Source organism: Rothia sp. HMSC036D11, from assembly GCF_001814205.1.
Lineage (GTDB): Bacteria > Actinomycetota > Actinomycetes > Actinomycetales > Micrococcaceae > Rothia > Rothia dentocariosa.
This window is the reverse complement of the sequence record NZ_KV815300.1, coordinates 287649-304278: the sequence shown is the minus strand read 5'-3', so window position 1 is coordinate 304278 and position 16630 is coordinate 287649. Positions and strand designations below refer to the sequence as shown.

The window sequence follows — 16630 nt, the reverse complement described above, 5'->3', positions numbered from 1 at the left end:
CGCTATGAAGACGCCGCCTTCTCCTTGACCTGCTTCCGTTTCTTCGTCAGCTCTTGGCGTTTGCGGTCTTTACGCAGTTTTTCGCGGGCCTGGATGCGCAGCTCGCGTTCCAAAACATCGGTCGAAGGATGCCGCACAAACTGGCTATGCGCCCCGTCTATAGGCTTCACCCGCTCCCGAATCTTCTCACTCTGTTCTGCCAGTGCGCGCCGTGATGCCGCCGTGAGCGCATCCCGAGAGGTACCCCCGCGAACCCCCACGTGACGATGCGGAGTAAACAGCACCGCCGCACCGCGCGGCACACCGCGGTAGTCGGCAAACGATTCAGCATCCACGTTCAGGCGTTTCGCCATAACCTCAATCGCGGGCGGGTTCTGATCCACACACACAAACCTGCGCCCCAATGCCGCCGCAGCCGCACCGGTGGTACCGGAGCCAGCGAAGAAATCCAGTACCCAGTCACCCGGGCGTGATGAAGCAGCAATCATCCGCTTGAGCAGACCCAGCGGCTTTTGCGTGGGGTACCCGGTCTTTTCCTTACCCGTGGGCGAAACGATCGTATGCCACCACACATCGGTGGGGAGTTTGCCGCGCGCTGCTTTCTCTTCGGTCACCAGACCGGGTGCCATATAGGGTTCGCGGTCTACCGCATCCGCATTGAAGTAGTATTCCTGCGGGTTCTTGACGTACATCAAGATATTGTCGTGTTTAGTGGGCCAGCGCTTTGTCGATTTTGCGCCGTAGTCGTAGGCCCAAATAATCTCGTTGATAAAACAATCGCGCCCAAAAATCATGTCGCACATAACTTTGGCGTAGTGAACTTCACGCCAATCGAGGTGCAGGTAGAGGGTGCCATCCTCTGTGAGCAGACGGTGAGCCTGCCTAATACGCGGCTCTAAGAATGCCCAGTAGTCCTCAAAAGCATCGTGATAACTCGCAAGGGTTTGCAGGGCACTCGTGTAGCTTTTGCCCTGAAATCCGGTACGATTACCGTTGCCTTTACCCTGTTCTTCGCCGTTTGCAGCGGGGGCGGTTTTGAGGGTACGCCGAGTTTGAGTTTTGCCGGTATTAAACGGCGGATCAATGTAGATCACAGTGAACGAGGCACTTGGCAGCTCGCTCAGATACGCCAGATTATCGGCCTGAACCACCAGCGATGAACCATTCGGATCGAAAACTGGAACATCGCCGGTACCCGACCGTTTGGGCACAGATGCATCGGCGGAGGATACTGCTTCGCTCACTCGCTATTTACTCCTCACCCGATGCGGCGTCAGACTTCTTCCGCCCCTTTGTCTTGGCCGTGGTCGAGTCTGCCTTGCCCTTATTCCCGGAACGGCGACGGCTGCGGCGGCGCGACGAGCCTTTAGAATCTGTTTTTTCGACCGAGCCATCCTTGGCAGAGCCGGATTTCTTAGCCGATTTTTTCTCGGCGGATTTCCCTGCGGTTTTCTCGGTGCGCGTCTCAACAGCTTCACCCTCAACGCGTCGGGTACGACGACGCGGTCGGCGTTCACGCTTCGGTGCGGCGTCCTTCGAGGGCGAATCCTCCCCGCGCTTTTCGGACTTTGCCTTGCGGGAACCGCCGCGGGAGCCGCGGGATTTAGAACCGCGCGAACGCGAGCCCCGAGAGGAACGGGAACTGCCCCGCGAAGAGCGCGAGTCGCCATAATCATCAAGGTGCTCTGCATCCAAACCTTCGAGAGTCTGCTCGGAACGCGGCAGGCGGCCCTTGGTTCCCGGCGGAATATCCAGATCGTAGAACAGATGCTCAGAAGAAGAATAAGTTTCCACGGGGTCGGAAACGCCTAGATCGAGCGCATCATTAATGAGGCGCCACCGAGCAATATCCTCCCAATCCACGAAGGTTACGGCGGTACCCTCATGGCCTGCACGACCGGTACGTCCGGTGCGGTGCAGATAGGTTTTCTCGTCTTCGGGCACGCGGTGGTTAATCACATGGGTTACGTCTTCCACATCGATACCGCGAGCCGCAACATCGGTTGCCACCAGAATATCCACCTTGCCGTTGCGGAAAGCACGCAAAGCCTGCTCGCGAGCGCCCTGGTTGAGGTCGCCGTGCAGGGGAGCGGCGGCGAATCCGCGCGCGATAAGCTCATCGGCAACACGCGCGGCATCGCGCTTGGTCTTTGTGAAGATCACGGTGCGTCCGCGTCCATGAGCACGCAGGATGCGGCCGAGCATTTCGTCCTTATCCATATGGTGCACGCGGTAAACCACCTGACGAATCGAGGCCTTGGTCTTGGCGTGATCTTCCGGGTCTGCCGCGCTAATATGCATGGGCTTAGTCATGTATTTGCGCGCCATCGTGATCACCGGGCCAGGCATTGTCGCGGAGAACAGCATAGTCTGGCGGTCAGTGGGCAGGTACCCCATAATTTTTTCGACGGAAGGCAAAAAGCCTAGGTCAAGCATCTCATCGGCCTCATCCAACACCACCGTCCTAACCTGGGTGAGGGTGAGCGCACCATGCTGGTACAGGTCGATCAGGCGCCCGGGAGTGCCGACCACAACTTCCAGCCCCTTGGTGAGCTGCTCAACCTGAGGCTCGTAGGGAACACCGCCGTACAGGGTTGCCACGCGGGCGTTGCGCAGTTTAGAGGCTACCGCTAAATCGTTGCCCACCTGAATTGCAAGTTCGCGGGTGGGTACCAAGATAAGCGCCTGAGGTGCCCCTGGTTTCTGCAGCGAACCCCACTGATCGTCGTCACGGCCCACCACACGTTGAATCGTGGGGAGACCGAACCCGAGGGTTTTACCGGTACCGGTTTTTGCCTGCCCAATAATGTCGTGCCCGGCGAGTGCGACCGGCAGGGTCATTTCCTGAATGGGGAAGGGGCTCACAATGCCCACGGCGGCAAGCGCATCGCTAATATCTTGGCGGACCCCAAAGTCGGCAAAGGACTTGGGGGAAGACTGTGGTGTTGAGGAAGGCTGGGCCTCATCGGTCGTCGCGTTTTGAGCGTCGGTCATCTCATATCTTCCTGCCCTGATCGGGCGGTTTGCGCCGCACCCGTACCTGTGCGTGAGTGTGCACAGGTGTTATGCCGTGTAGCTGCCCGAGTACTGCGGGGAGCAGATGTGTTCACAACGCCGGGCTGGCGCGAGGTGAAGGAAGCCGATCGCGGGAAATTCATGTTCCGAAGCCGAGCTCTTGAAGATGTACCTGCTGTAAAAGAACTCAGGCTCTCGGAAAGACGCGGTGTCTGGTATATCAAGAACGACCGGGCATCCACTTAACCCTTAAATCTTAACCCGTCTTGGCGTCAGATGCACCCTTACAGGTCGATATGTCGAGTATGCGTACTGCCATAGGAATGCGCGAAGCCCGCATTCATACGGCAAAACCGTGAATGCGGGCTTCGTAAAAATTATTGGGTGTACCCCTGCTGTTAGGCGCCGACACCGAACCCAACGCGGCGCTTCTCTTCGGAGCCGAGTTCAACATAACCGATCTGCTCACCGGGTACGAGGGTGGTTGCTCCCTTATCGTCGGTGATCTCAAGGAGGGAACCGTTCGTAATGGCGTCGGCTACCTTGGTGCGGATAGTCTCGACGCTTTCCTTGGTTTCGAGCGTAACTTCGCGGCTAATGTGACGAATGCCAATTTTGATTTCCATGATGACCCTTCAAGCCGTCAGCGGTGTTTTCTTCTGGATTTAGTGTACCGTGCCTGCCAGGCGGATGCCGTAAGGATGCGCGCATGATTCGCCTGTGGCTTAGGGCTGCGGTGGAATAAAGTGCAGCGTGCAGAAGATTATCCCGCACTTAGCGGTCGTCGATGGTGATTCCGTAGAGCGTTTCGAGTGCCGCAATGTAGTCGGAGGTTCGCCCCTGGGTTGCGAGCTGTTTCGCACGTATCGTGGGGGTGTGCAAAAGGGACTTCACCATGCGGCGCATTGCGAGTTCGAGCTGCTCGGTGGCGGCGGTACAACCGAATTGGCTGCGTACCTTATCGAGCTCTTCGTCCAGCACCTCCATAGTATGAGAGCGAAGCGCCACGATTGCCGAATCAATATTGCGGGTCTTTTGCCGTGCAGCAAAGGCCTGAGTCTCAGACTCGACGATGCGCTCGGCGGTAGCGACCGCCTCCTCAGTTTCTTCGGGGGCGGCCAAACGCACGGACTCTAAGGTAATAAGTTCCACTTGCGGCAGATCCGCAATGGCGGGGTCAAAATCTCGGGAGAGCGCCAAGTCGAGGATCGTATGATGACCCGGTGGAATTTCGGCGGGGGAGAGCGGGTCAGATCCGCCCGAGCAGCCAACAATCACATCCGCCTGTTCCATGGCCTGATACGTTTCACCTTTGGGAACTGCCCGAACATCGCGTTTTGCGGCAAACTCTGGGGCGCGGCCCGAACGGGAGTTAACCCAAATGTCTTCGCATCCGCGTTCACGCAGGGCTGCAATAGTAGCGCCCGCGTAGGCACCCGTTCCAAAGACGAGAGCACGGCGGGTTTCCCAGTCTTTCTCGGCGACCGCATCCGCCAAATCCAGGGCGACCGAGACGATGGAACGCCCCTGTGACCCGATAGTGGTGTGTTGCCCAACCTGACGGGCGGTGTGTGCCGCATGCTCGAAAAGCTGTACAAGCTCCCCGGGAACCGTCCCTTCTTCTTGGGCGTAGGCAAGCGCACGGCGCACTTGCCCGGCGATTTCGCGCTCGCCGACCACGGCGGACTCTAGCCCGGATGCCACTGTAAAGAGATGTTTGGCGGCCTCAAGGTTCTCATAGATTTCAAAACTATCTGCAATAAGTTCTGCATCGAGTTCAGATTTTTGCGCAATCTCGGTGTAGAGCATATCGCTTACAGGGCCTAAATGCTCGGCCACCGAGAGCTGCACATAAATTTCGAGGCGGTTGCAGGTTGCCAGCACAATAGTGCCGGTAACGCCCAAGTTTTGCGCGGTTTCGGTACGAAAAAGCTCGGGTATGCCAGCTGCACCGTTGCTCAGTAGAGCGACGGTGGTGAGATCGATGATCCTGTGTGATGCAACAAATGAATACGTAGCCACTAGACAATAATCATAAACACATTTTTAGTCGGTGAGTGTAACCTAACGTGAGCTGGCTCCCAATAATGTGAGTTTGTGTGAAAAGGTCCGAAACTATGCCCAACAAGGCCCAGCAAAGGACCGGTGTATAGAAACTTAGGGTAAATAAATTTTGAGATAGCTAAAACAGCTTTAAAAATAAGGTAACCCTACACCAAAATTTATAAAGGTTACGAAGGGGTACTTTATGACACCGTGTCATAAAAACAGGCGCGAAAACCTGTCAAACTAGAGGGTATGACCGAAATCCAGCAGCCCCAGCGAGCCGCCAATGGTGCAGATTCTCAGCAGTCGCGCTCTATAGTGGGTAATCACCCGAGAGATCGCCAGCGTGATTTGCTGACCGAGGCGCAGCTGTCGCGCCTGAGCGCATCTCACCCGCTGCGTGCCGCTCAAGCCGTCGATTCTCCGATGCTGCAGGCGCTCACCGGGCGCGCATCTGAGCATCGTCCGGTCTGGTTTATGCGCCAAGCGGGGCGTTCCCTGCCCGAGTATCGCAAGGCGCGCGAGGGAATTCCCATGTTGGACGCCTGTTTGACACCCGAACTTGCCGCAGAGATTACCGTGCAGCCGGTGCGCCGTCACAAAGTCGATGCCGGTATTTTCTTTTCGGATATCGTTATCCCCATGAAACTCGCGGGCGTGAATGTCGATATTGTGCCCGGTCGCGGTCCCGTACTCGAACATCCCGTGCGCACGCTTGATGAAGTGCGTTCCCTGCCCGAACTGACCGATGCGGCACTTGACCCTATTCGTGAGGCAGTCGCAGCAACCGTCGACATGCTCGGTTCCACCCCTCTCATTGGTTTTGCGGGTGCACCTTTCACCGTTGCTGCCTATATGGTTGAGGGCGGTCCCTCCCGTGATCACCTGCGCCCCCGCACCATGATGCATGCTGACCCCGTTGCCTGGCGCGAGTTGGCGCAGTGGGCCGCGCGCACCTCGGGACAGTTTTTGCGGGCACAGATTGAGGCGGGCGCATCCGCCGTGCAGCTCTTCGACTCTTGGGCGGGCTCTTTAGGGGAAGCAGACTACCGCCGGTACGTGCAGGAACACTCTGCCACCGCCTTGAGCATGGTCGAAGAATTTGGGGTGCCGCGCATCCACTTTGGTACCGGAACCGCCGAACTGCTGCCCGCCATGCATGAGGCCGGTGCCGATGTGATCGGGGTGGACTACCGCCTGCCCCTTGATGAGGCAAACCGCAGGCTCAACGGTGCGGTGCCGCTTCAGGGGAATATCGATCCCGCGCTTTTAGCTGCAGGGCGTGAGACTCTATATGCTCACGCGGATGAGGTACTCGCCGCCGGGGCGAGCGCCCCCGCCCATATCGTGAACCTGGGGCACGGGGTGCCGCCCACAACGGACCCGCAGGTGCTCACCGATCTGGTGACATATCTTCACGAACGCACCCGACGCCCATAAAACGGATACTCTTAAGAGAGGCAGTTAGAACCGAAACATTAACGGGGATGAATATGGTACATCAGCACAAGAATCATCATGCACCAAGCGCCATCGTAGTCGGCGGCGGCATTTCTGGGTTGTTGGCGGCGCGTCGTCTTACCGATGCCGGAGTGAACGTGACCGTCCTAGACCAGAACGATTATCTGGGAGGCGCCCTCGGCGCGCATAAGGTCGCCGGTTTGGTGCTAGATTCCGGTGCGGAATCCTATGCGACCCGAACCCCAACCGTGACAAACCTCGTCAAAGAACTTGGTCTAGACGACCAGATTGTGCATCCCAACTCCCACGGTTCATGGCTATATCTGCCTCAGGGTGCCCGAAAGACCCCGAGCACTGGAATTATGGGCATTCCCGGTGATCTTTCCGATAAATCTTTGGCCGGCGTGCTCGGTAAAAGCGGTTTGCGCCGCGCTCGCATGGATAAGGTGCTGCCTGCTTCGGTTGGGGCAAACGCAAAGACGCTGGGCGAACTGGTACGTGCCCGTATGGGTAAAAAAGTACTCGACAACCTGGTAGCGCCCGTAGTCTCCGGAGTGTACTCGACCCACCCGGATATGCTCGATATTGATGCCGTTATCCCCGGCTTACGCGAAGGGCTGAAAAAACATAAGTCCCTAGCTGCCGCCTCCGCCGCGATACGCGCTCAAGCACCCGCGGGTTCGCAAGTCGCCGGACTTTCTGGGGGCATGCACCTGCTGATCGAACAGCTTATCGAGAAGATGCCCGCACCCGTGCGGTACATTCCCGAATGCGGCGTGATCGCGGTGGATCGTGACCCCATCACCAATGAATGGGTGGTAATTCGCCGCCGCAGTGACGGTGAGAAAGCTGCCTCGGTGGGTGCCGATTATTTGGTGATTGCTACCGATGGTTCCACCGCTGCGCGTCTGCTCGGACCGCATATTAAGGGAAGTTCTCTGCCTAATATTGATCCCGGCCCCGAGGTTGCTCTCGTAACGCTCGTCGTCGATCAGCCCGCGCTTAACTCGAACCCGCGTGGTACGGGTCTGCTGGTTTCCGAAGCTGTGACGAATGTGCGTGCTAAAGCGCTCACCCATGCCACCGCTAAATGGGCGTGGGTAGCTGAAGAGGCAGGCAAGAACCGCCACGTGGTGCGGCTTTCCTACGGCCGCGGGGGAGAACAGAGTACCTTCTCAGACGTTTCTCTTGACGAAGACCAGCTGATCACTCTCGCCCTGCGCGACGCCTCGAAACTGCTCGATGTGCCCATTACCGCCCAAAATCTGGTGGATGCAGATGTGGTTCGCTGGAACGGCGTGCTGCCTCTCTCAACGCCCGGATACCGCGAGCGGGTGCAGCTTTTCCGCGAACGCGCGGCAGAACTCGATACCGTCTGCACGGTTGGTTCATGGGCCGCAGGTTCCGGACTCGCCGCCGTGGTGCGCGATACCCAGGAGCAGCTGGATCAATTCATCGCACACATAACACAAAAACGCGCCTCGAAGTGACGAAGATACTTGCGGCTGCCCGCGCAGTGCAGGCACCGTGTTAACCAAAGAAAACAGAAGACAAAACCTCACGAGTGAGGAGCATAAACCGCAGGCAGACTAAGGTCTGTCTGGTCAAGGCTCGCAGGTGAATATGATGTATCCGGCGAATCTTGGGCGGTTTTCACCGAAAGGAAGAAAATGTCTCACGAAGAACATCAGAATGCGGCTCACGGCTCTCATGGAAGCGGGTACGGGGGCGCGCCCAAAGGATATGCCGTGCAGCATTCCCCAGCTGATGAGAACAAACGCGGCCGTGAAGAAGGCGAAACCCTGCACTATACCCTATACACCGTCTTCGCCCGTGCCGGGCAGCGTGCCGAGAGCGCATCCTCGGCGGAAGCTATCGCAGAGTTCGAGCAGCTCATCGAAGAGCTCAAAGCGGACGGCGTAACGCTGCGCGGACTCTACGATGTTTCCGCTATGCGCGATAACGCAGACGTTATGGTGTGGACCCACGGGCCGACCCCCGAAAAGCTGCAGGCAGCCGTGCGCAAGATTCGTCGTACCGCGCTCTTCAGCACGACCACCATCGTCTGGTCGACTATGGGCGTGCACCGCGAGGCAGAATTCACCCGCAACCATGCACCCGCCTATGCACGCCAGAAGGCACCCGAGGCATGGGTATGCGTGTACCCCTTCGTGCGTTCCTACGACTGGTACTACATGAACCCCGAACGCCGCGCCGAAATGCTCAAGAACCACGGCATGAAGGCTATCGACTTCCCGCAGGTGCTCGCGAACACCGTGGCAACCTTCGGTCTGAACGACTACGAATGGGTACTCGCCCTTGAGGCTCCCGAACTTGTCGATCTGGTCGATATGATGCGCCACTTCCGTAACACCGAGGCACGCCTGCACGTGCGTGAAGAAATCCCCTTCTACACCGGTCGTCGTGTCAATGCCGCCGATGTCGCCGAGGTGCTCGCGTGAGTGAGACCGTACGCGCAGGGTGCTGCGGGAACATCCCGGACGATGTTTGCCCGAACGCTACAGACCCCGCGAATACCGCCTCCAACGGGCCAGCAGCGCTCACCCCTGAGACGCTAAAGTCGTACCGGGGGGAGTGCGGTATTACGCGCTCTCGCACTGCCGTGCCCGCCCCCTATGACCTGGTGATTCTTTCTTCCTTCGGCGGGCCCGAAGGACAGGAAGACGTGATTCCCTTCCTGCGCAACGTTACGGCGGGGCGCGGCATACCCGATGAACGTCTGGAGGAAGTCGCCACCCACTACCGCGCAAACGGTGGTATCTCGCCCATTAACGAGCAGAATCGTGCGCTTTTGGTGGCACTTCGAGAAGCCATGCAGGAACGTGGGCCGCATATTCCGATCGTGTGGGCAAACCGCAACTGGAAACCCTATGTGACCGACGTAGTACAGCAGGCTTATGAGGAAGGGCACCGCAATATTCTGGTGCTCGCTACCAGTGCCTACCCCGGGTACTCCAGCTGCCGCCAATACCGTGAAGACTACGGCGTGGCGTTGGAGAAACTCGGTCTTCAAGACCGCATGCGCATCGATAAGATTCGCCAATTTTTCGATGCGCCCGGGTTCGTTGAGGCCTTTACTGAGGGCTTAGAGAACGGGCTGAAACAGGTTCGCAATACCGTGGCGGAGCGCATTGCTGACGGAACAGCGGCCGCCGGGAATGGGCGCATTCGCATTATGTTCTGCACCCACTCGGTGCCGACCTCTGCCGCTAATGAGGCGGGTCCGCGCGGAATCGACTACGAGGGGGGTTCCGCCTATGTGGAGAAACACTTGCAGGTGGCGCGCGCTATTCTTGCAAAGATCCGCGAACAGGACGAGAGCCTTCTGGATAACATCGACTGGGAGCTCGTCTATCAGTCGCGTTCCGGCTCACCCTCCACGCCCTGGCTAGAGCCCGATGTTAACGATGCCATCGATAAAATTGCCGGTGACGTAGACGGCATCATTATGGTTCCGCTGGGATTCGTCTCTGACCATATGGAAGTCCTCTGGGACCTCGATACCGAGGCGATGGAAACCTGCCGTAACCACGGTATCGTGGCGGTGCGCACCCCCACTCCCGGCGTGCATCCCGCCTATGTGGAATCGCTGCGCCGACTGATTGCCGAGCGTATGGCTGAGCCCGCAGAATCCGGCCACGACAGGCGCGAAAGCGTTTTCGGGGAGTCCATATCCGGCGAACTCGGTTGGTTCGACGAATGCGACCCCGACTGCTGTAAACCCCAGCGCGGTCAGGAAAAACCTGTGATTGCGGAGTATACCCCTAAGAAAACCTGTGCCTGCTGTCATGAGCACGTATAAGCGCCGCCGTATATGCGGGATCCCATCCGAGTGATGAACCCGCATATACGGTACCCATAAAACCTGAGGAGAACCATGAGCGACCCCTATATTCTCGGCACCCGAGGCTCAGCCTTGGCGCTCACCCAGAGCACCCTTGCCGCCGAACACATCGTTCAGGTGTTCAACGCTCACTCCCGCGAACACGGCGCCGAACGCACCCTATCCTTTGATATCACCACCGTCAAAACCGACGGGGATGTGCTCACCGGACCGCTCGCAACCCTCGGTGGCACCGGAGTCTTCGCCGCCGCACTGCGCCAGCGCCTTCTCGACGGTGATACCCCCGACGGAGTCGATGTTGCGGTGCACTCGCTCAAAGACTTACCTGCCGAGCCGTGCCCCGGGCTCGTCATCGCGGCAATTCTTGAACGCGAAGACCCGCGCGATGCCCTGGTAGCGCGCGATAACCTCACCCTCGATACCCTGCCTACGGGCGCCCGCGTCGGTACCGGATCACCGCGCCGCGCCGCACAGGTACGTGCCCTGCGCCCCGACCTTGAAATCGTTGATATTCGCGGCAACGTGGGCACTCGCATAGCCCGTGTGAAAGGGCTCGAAGAACACGGAAACCGCCAAGTCGTCGTGCGTGACAGCGCCGAAACCGACGAAGCTGCACACCGTGGAATCGGTACCGAAAACACCGGTGATTGCGATGCCGTCATCCTCGCCGTTTCGGGGCTCAAACGTCTCGGCAAAGAATCCGTTATTACCGAATACCTTGACCCCTCCCGCATGCTCCCGGCCCCCGGGCAGGGCGCCCTCGCCATTGAGGTGCGCGAAACCGAATTTGTTAACCCCGATACCGCGACTTTATTCGACTCTGAAATTTCCCAGCCTGTGCGCACCCTGGGGGAAGCGCTTATTGCTGCCGACCACTTTGAAACCCACCTTGAGGTCACTGCCGAACGTCGTCTTCTGCGCCGTCTTGAGGCCGGATGCGCCGCTCCTATCGGCGCCTATGCCACCGTCAAAGACGGCGATCTTGTGCTCACAGCAGTTGTCGCATCGCCTGACGGTACCGAAAGCTTGCGCCACACGTCCGCCACTGGTGAGCTTGATGTTCCCGGCGCTGAACGACTGGGTATTCGCGTTGCCGAAGACCTGCTTCAGATGGGCGCCGCGGCCCTTGCCGGTCTTGAGGTGAAATAGGGTCGTGGCTCGTGTTCTGCTGACCCGCACGGCGGCTCAAGGCGCGCCTTTTGAGCGTGCTTTGAACGATTTGGCGGCGGAGCGAGGCATTCCGAAGATTCAGGTGGATTTTGCGCCCATGCAGCTGCCCCGTACAGTTGCGCCCGAGTATTCGCTGTTTTCCTTGGTGAGCTTAGCGGCGGAGGGAGCCTTCCTCTGGGCTACTTTCACGAGTGCGAATGCGGTGCGTTCCTGCGCCGAGCTTTTTGGCACCTCCTTTGCGTGGGCGCTTCGTGATGGCGGAACCCGGATTGCCTGCGTGGGGTCTGCAACAGCACGGGCGCTACGTGAGATCGGCCTGGAACCCCACTTCACGCCTGAAAAACAGGATGCTCTGGGTATGCTCGCAGAATTTCCTACCGAGGGTGCCAACCCCGAGCTGGGCATCCCTGAGAGCCTGCGTAAACCGCAGAATACCCCGGAATCTGCCGCATTGGGCTGGGACGATATGCTTTCTGCGCAGGCGAGCGTGCTCGTCTTTGAAGGGGCAAACGCCCGCCCAACTCTGCGTGAAGGGCTAGTGGGATTAGGCTTCCGTGCTGTGCGTGCAGTGGTATATGAGATGGTGCCGGCGACCGCCTCCGTACTTGAGGCGGGAGAGATCTCCTGTGTGAACGCTCGTGAGCTTATTGCCGGTGCCGGTACTGGCTCGAATTCCGCCGCGGTAGACGTTATTGTTGCCACCGCTCCGTCAAGGCTCAAAGAGCTGGTGGGGGAGAACCCAAACCCTGAACGAATCCCTCCGGTGGCAGCTATCGGCCGCACGACCGCCCGCACATGCGAGGAGCTAGGACTGCGTCATAGGACGGCCGATTCTCCCACTCCGGAGGCCCTGGCTCTAGCAGCCGTTGAACTGCTGCATTCAGCCTAGGCGCTAAACATAGAAGTATTTTGTGAAAGGTTATGTCGATGAATCTTACCCGACGACCCCGCCGACTGCGCACCACTGCCGCCATGCGCGCCCTCACCGCCGAGACTGCGCTGCGTCCCGAGCAGCTGATTCAGGTGTTTTTCGTGCGCGACGGCATTAGCGAACCACAGCCGATTTCGTCCATGCCCGGGCAGTACCAGCACACTCTGGAGTCCCTAATTCCTGCTGTGCGCCAGGCTGCGGAGGCGGGCATTAAATGCATCGACCTCTTCGGTGTTCCGCTGGATGATGATAAGGACGAAGTAGGCTCGGCGGCTTGGGACGACAACGGTATTTTGAACCGCGCTATCGCTGCCTGCCGGGCCGAGCTTGGCGATGAGATTGTTATTATGGCCGATACCTGCCTGGACGAGTTCACCTCTCACGGGCACTGCGGCGTGCTTGTCGATGACGGACACGGCACCATGATTGTCGATAACGATGCAACCGTGGAACTGTACTGCAAGATGGCGGTTTCCCAGGCACGCGCCGGGGCGCACACGGTCTCTCCTTCAGGCATGATGGACGGGCAGATTGCCGCCATGCGCGCCGCGCTGGACGAGGCCGGATTCCAGAACGTCTCTATCATGGCGTATTCGGCGAAGTATGCCTCCGCGTTCTTTGGTCCGTTCCGCGATGCGGTGGAGTCTAGCTTTACCGGGAACCGCAAAACGTATCAGCAGGATCCGGCGAATCGCCGCGAATCTCTCCTAGAGGTGCAGACCGATATTGACGAGGGCGCCGATATGGTGATGGTCAAGCCTGCCGGAAGCTACCTCGATATTGTGCGTGAGGTCGCCGAGTTTTCACCTGTGCCGGTGGCGGCGTACCAGGTGTCGGGGGAGTACGCCATGATTGAGGCCGCCGCGGCAAACGGCTGGATCGACCGCCGCGCCGTGGCGTTAGAGGCTCTGCGTTCGATTCACCGTGCAGGTGCAGACATGATTCTCACCTACTATGCAACCGAAGCTGCCCGCTGGTTGCGTGAAGACTAACCTTAGGGAGTCCCGTACTGACGCTCGAACCCCGCACAGGTATACGTAACCCGAGTAACCTGTGCGGGTTTGTTGTGTTTAACCCTGCAGATGTGCCCCCGTTCCTGCTCAAACACGGACGAGCGTGCTTGCTCCTGCGCTGCCCGCTCAAAACCCGCGACGGACGATAATTATCGTATCCGTAATTTGTTGTGCGTTTTATGCATACCAATAGAGAAACATTAGGTTTTTACCTTTCTCACCGTGCACAATAGAAACGCTATATCACCACATCAATCAGGACTGGGCATCCAATGCAGACTTATTATGATCGCACCTATATTCAGGGTGAGCTCAGCCGTTTCACGCAGCAGTGGCGGCAGAAAATTGACAGCCATAGACGGTCATCCCGCAAAAACTTTGAAATTAGCGAGACCCAAACCTTCTGGAATTCTCTTCTTGCGTGTTTTGGTATTAAACCCGGCACCGTCGCCGAGTTCGAGCGCCCCGCACGCCGCGCCAGCACCGGTAATCATGGGCGAATTGATATGTTTTGGCCTTCTGTACTTTTGGTTGAGCAAAAGACCGAAGGCAAAAACCTTGAGGAAGCGCTCGACCAGGCTCGCGATTACATAGCTGGTGGGAGTATTCCCGAAGAGAACCTGCCGCGTTACCTTGCGGTTAGTGATTTTGAGCGTTTCATATTCGTGAACCGCCGCACTGGTGACCGGGAAGAATTCACACTCGAACAGTTACCGGATCGCTACGACACTTTGAAATTCCTAGCGGGCGAAGAAGCTATTAGCGCTGAGGAACAACAGGAACTCACGATAGCCGCATCGAAAATTATGGCGAACCTATATCAGGCGATGATGGGCGATACTGACACTCCTGTCGGTGAAGAAGCCGCGCAGAATGCTGAAGATGAAGACCTTCGCGTGCAGGAAACTTCAATGTTCCTCACCCGTATCCTTTTCCTGCTCTTTGGCGATGATGCCGGTATTTGGGAAATGCATCTCTTTACCCGGTTTCTGCGTAAGCACACCCGCGAAGACGGTTCAGACCTGGGCACACAGATTAATGCTCTCTTCGAGTATTTAGATACCCCAGAATCTAAACGTACCCGCATGCGTCATGTACCCGAGCTGATGGTCCGGTTCCCCTATGTGAATGGGTCTTTGTTCGCTGAGCGCACCCCGACCGAGTATTTTACGCGCGAGCTTCGCGAGCAGCTGTTGATTGCGTGCGGTTTTGACTGGTCGCAAATTTCAACCGCTATTTTCGGGTCTATGTTCCAGCTTGTGAAGTCACGTGAGGCGCGCCGCGCAGCAGGGGAACATTACACCTCAGAAGAGAATATTCTCAAGACCATAAACCCTCTCTTTCTAGATGATTTACGCGCTCGCGCGGAAAGCCTGATCGCTTCCACCAAGGGATCTAAGACTAAGCGAGCTGAGCTTGCGGCGTTTCTTGATGAGCTTGGGAGCATGCACTTTATGGATCCGGCCTGCGGTTCGGGGAACTTCTTGCAGGTTGCGTATATGCAACTGCGTGAGCTTGAGACTCGGGTACTGACTGAAATCCACCGGCTAGAGGACTCGGGCGGTTTTACACTGGATGCATCATTGAATACTCGCCTGTCGATTTCGCAATTTCACGGGATTGAGATTAACTGGTGGCCTTCAAAGATTGCGGAAGTCGCCATGTTCTTATCGGAGTTTCAGGCTGACCGCACCCTAGCACGTGCTCTGGGCCAGGTTCCCACACGTTTGCCGATTACCTCGGTAGCCCATATTGTCCATGCGGATGCGCTCGCCACCGACTGGTGTGAGATGATTCCGGCAGGAGCCGCCAAGGTTTTTGTATTTGGTAATCCACCGTTTTTGGGACAGTGGACGATGTCTAAAGCACAGACTTCCGCTATGAAAACGGTATGGGGTAAAGATTATGACGGTTACTTGGATTTTGTGACCGCCTGGTTTTGGAAAGCGGTACAGTTCTTTGATCGGGATTTTGAGGGCGAATTTGCTTTCGTATCGACTAACTCTATTGCGCAGGGACAGCCGGTTCCGGCACTCTTTGGCCCGATTTTTCGGGAAGGATGGCGCATTAAATTCGCGTATCATACGTTCCCGTGGGATTCTCAGGCACCCGGTCAGGCAGCGGTGCACTGTGTGATTACTGGGTTCACCCGGTCTGAGGACTATGAACCGCGCCTATTTGAGTATGACTGGAGCGCGAAGCAGACTCGTGAAGCGGCAGACGTCAAAAGTATTAATGCCTATCTTTTGGATGCCCCCAATATTCTGGTGAAGAAACGATCAAAGCCATTGTCACAGCAGATTCCTCCTGTACTTCGGGGTAGTCAGCCTACTGATGGAGGGAATCTCGTTGTAGAAGAAAAAGATTACGCCGAAGTTTCAAGCGATCCTATAGCAGCTAAATATTTACGGCCTTTCCGCATGGGAAAGGAACTCGTGCGCGGGCTTGATCGGTGGTGCCTTTGGCTTGAAGATGTTCTCCCCTCGGATATTGCAAAAAGCTCGGCCCTCAAGACTCGTCTTGAGGCTGTTCGAATTATGCGTGAGAAAAGCACTAAACAAGCAACGCGAGATTTTGCTTCTACACCCCACCTTTTTACAGAAATAAGACAACCAAATACAAGCTATGTTGGTATTCCCGCCGTAGTTTCAGAGACTCGCCCTTTTTATACGGTGGCGCATCTTCCCGCTGAAGTTATCGCTGGGAATAAACTCTATACAGCTCTAGATCCCGACGGCTTTCTCTTTGCCATTATTAGTTCTTCTATGTTCATTACCTGGCAGAAAGCAGTCGGTGGTCGCCTGAAATCTGATTTAAATTTCTCGAATACTATCGTTTGGAATAACCTTCCTCTTCCCGAAGTAGCTGAAGATTTGCGCTCCAAAATTATTACGGCGGGCCAGAAAATTCTGGAAGTTCGCAAGGCACTCGCGGAAAAGCACGGTGGCCGTGTTTCACTCGCAGATATGTACAATCCGCTAGCCATGAATACTGATCTGCTGAAAGCTCATAAGGAACTGGATCGCCACGTTGATAAGGCGTTCGGTGCCGCCAAGCTGTGTGCATCCAACAATAAACGCCTCGAAATCCTCTTCGCCCGCTACGCAGAACTCACAGCAGAATAACTGC

At 57.2% G+C, this 16630-nt stretch carries 12 protein-coding genes; 8 read left to right on the top strand and 4 right to left on the bottom strand.

From position 1 onward, the window contains the following. Window positions 1–2 precede the first annotated feature (2 nt). The 4 genes from HMPREF2958_RS06290 to HMPREF2958_RS06275 form a co-directional block, all read right to left on the bottom strand. Window positions 3–1244 carry a DNA-methyltransferase gene (locus tag HMPREF2958_RS06290; RefSeq protein ID WP_246828062.1) on the bottom strand — a complete coding sequence of 414 codons (1242 nt, stop codon included), beginning with the start codon at window positions 1242–1244 and terminating at the stop codon, window positions 3–5. A 7-nt stretch (window positions 1245–1251) separates the two neighbouring features. Further along, window positions 1252–2994: a DEAD/DEAH box helicase gene (locus tag HMPREF2958_RS06285; RefSeq protein WP_070697352.1), complete on the bottom strand. Its 1743-nt coding sequence runs from the start codon at window positions 2992–2994 to the stop codon at window positions 1252–1254. Between the two features lie 419 nt (window positions 2995–3413). Further along, window positions 3414–3641: a DUF3107 domain-containing protein gene (locus HMPREF2958_RS06280; RefSeq protein ID WP_004005102.1), complete on the bottom strand. Its 228-nt coding sequence runs from the start codon at window positions 3639–3641 to the stop codon at window positions 3414–3416. A gap of 148 nt (window positions 3642–3789) precedes the next feature. Beyond that, window positions 3790–5037, bottom strand: coding sequence for a glutamyl-tRNA reductase (locus HMPREF2958_RS06275; RefSeq protein WP_070697350.1), 1248 nt, complete (start codon window positions 5035–5037; stop codon window positions 3790–3792). Between the two features lie 276 nt (window positions 5038–5313). Here HMPREF2958_RS06275 and hemE point away from each other — a divergent pair, with 276 nt between their 5' ends. The 8 genes from hemE to HMPREF2958_RS06235 all read left to right on the top strand — a co-directional run bounded on the left by hemE (window position 5314) and on the right by HMPREF2958_RS06235 (window position 16626). Further along, window positions 5314–6501: a uroporphyrinogen decarboxylase gene (gene hemE / locus HMPREF2958_RS06270; protein ID WP_070697348.1), complete on the top strand. Its 1188-nt coding sequence runs from the start codon at window positions 5314–5316 to the stop codon at window positions 6499–6501. Window positions 6502–6548: 47 nt separating this feature from the next. Further along, window positions 6549–8012 carry a protoporphyrinogen oxidase gene (gene hemG / locus HMPREF2958_RS06265; RefSeq protein ID WP_013397469.1) on the top strand — a complete coding sequence of 488 codons (1464 nt, stop codon included), beginning with the start codon at window positions 6549–6551 and terminating at the stop codon, window positions 8010–8012. A 180-nt stretch (window positions 8013–8192) separates the two neighbouring features. After that, entirely contained in the window at window positions 8193–8984 is a 792-nt protein-coding gene (hemQ, locus tag HMPREF2958_RS06260; protein WP_083313709.1) for a hydrogen peroxide-dependent heme synthase, read from the top strand. Then, a complete protein-coding gene (locus HMPREF2958_RS06255; protein ID WP_070697347.1) occupies window positions 8981–10345 on the top strand; it encodes a ferrochelatase in 1365 nt (454 codons plus the stop codon). The genes hemQ and HMPREF2958_RS06255 overlap by 4 nt, the downstream gene beginning before the upstream one ends. 75 nt (window positions 10346–10420) lie before the next feature. Then, the gene (hemC, locus tag HMPREF2958_RS06250) at window positions 10421–11536 is read left to right on the top strand and encodes a hydroxymethylbilane synthase (protein WP_070697345.1); all 1116 of its coding nucleotides are present in this window, start codon (window positions 10421–10423) and stop codon (window positions 11534–11536) included. Between the two features lie 4 nt (window positions 11537–11540). Further along, entirely contained in the window at window positions 11541–12446 is a 906-nt protein-coding gene (locus tag HMPREF2958_RS06245; protein WP_070697343.1) for a uroporphyrinogen-III synthase, read from the top strand. 38 nt (window positions 12447–12484) lie between these two features. Then, on the top strand, window positions 12485–13480 hold the full coding sequence (hemB, locus tag HMPREF2958_RS06240; protein WP_070697340.1) for a porphobilinogen synthase: 996 nt from the start codon (window positions 12485–12487) through the stop codon (window positions 13478–13480). Between the two features lie 293 nt (window positions 13481–13773). After that, window positions 13774–16626 (top strand): class I SAM-dependent DNA methyltransferase, encoded by a 2853-nt coding sequence (locus HMPREF2958_RS06235; protein ID WP_070697339.1) that lies wholly within the window; start codon window positions 13774–13776, stop codon window positions 16624–16626. Window positions 16627–16630: the final 4 nt, after the last annotated feature.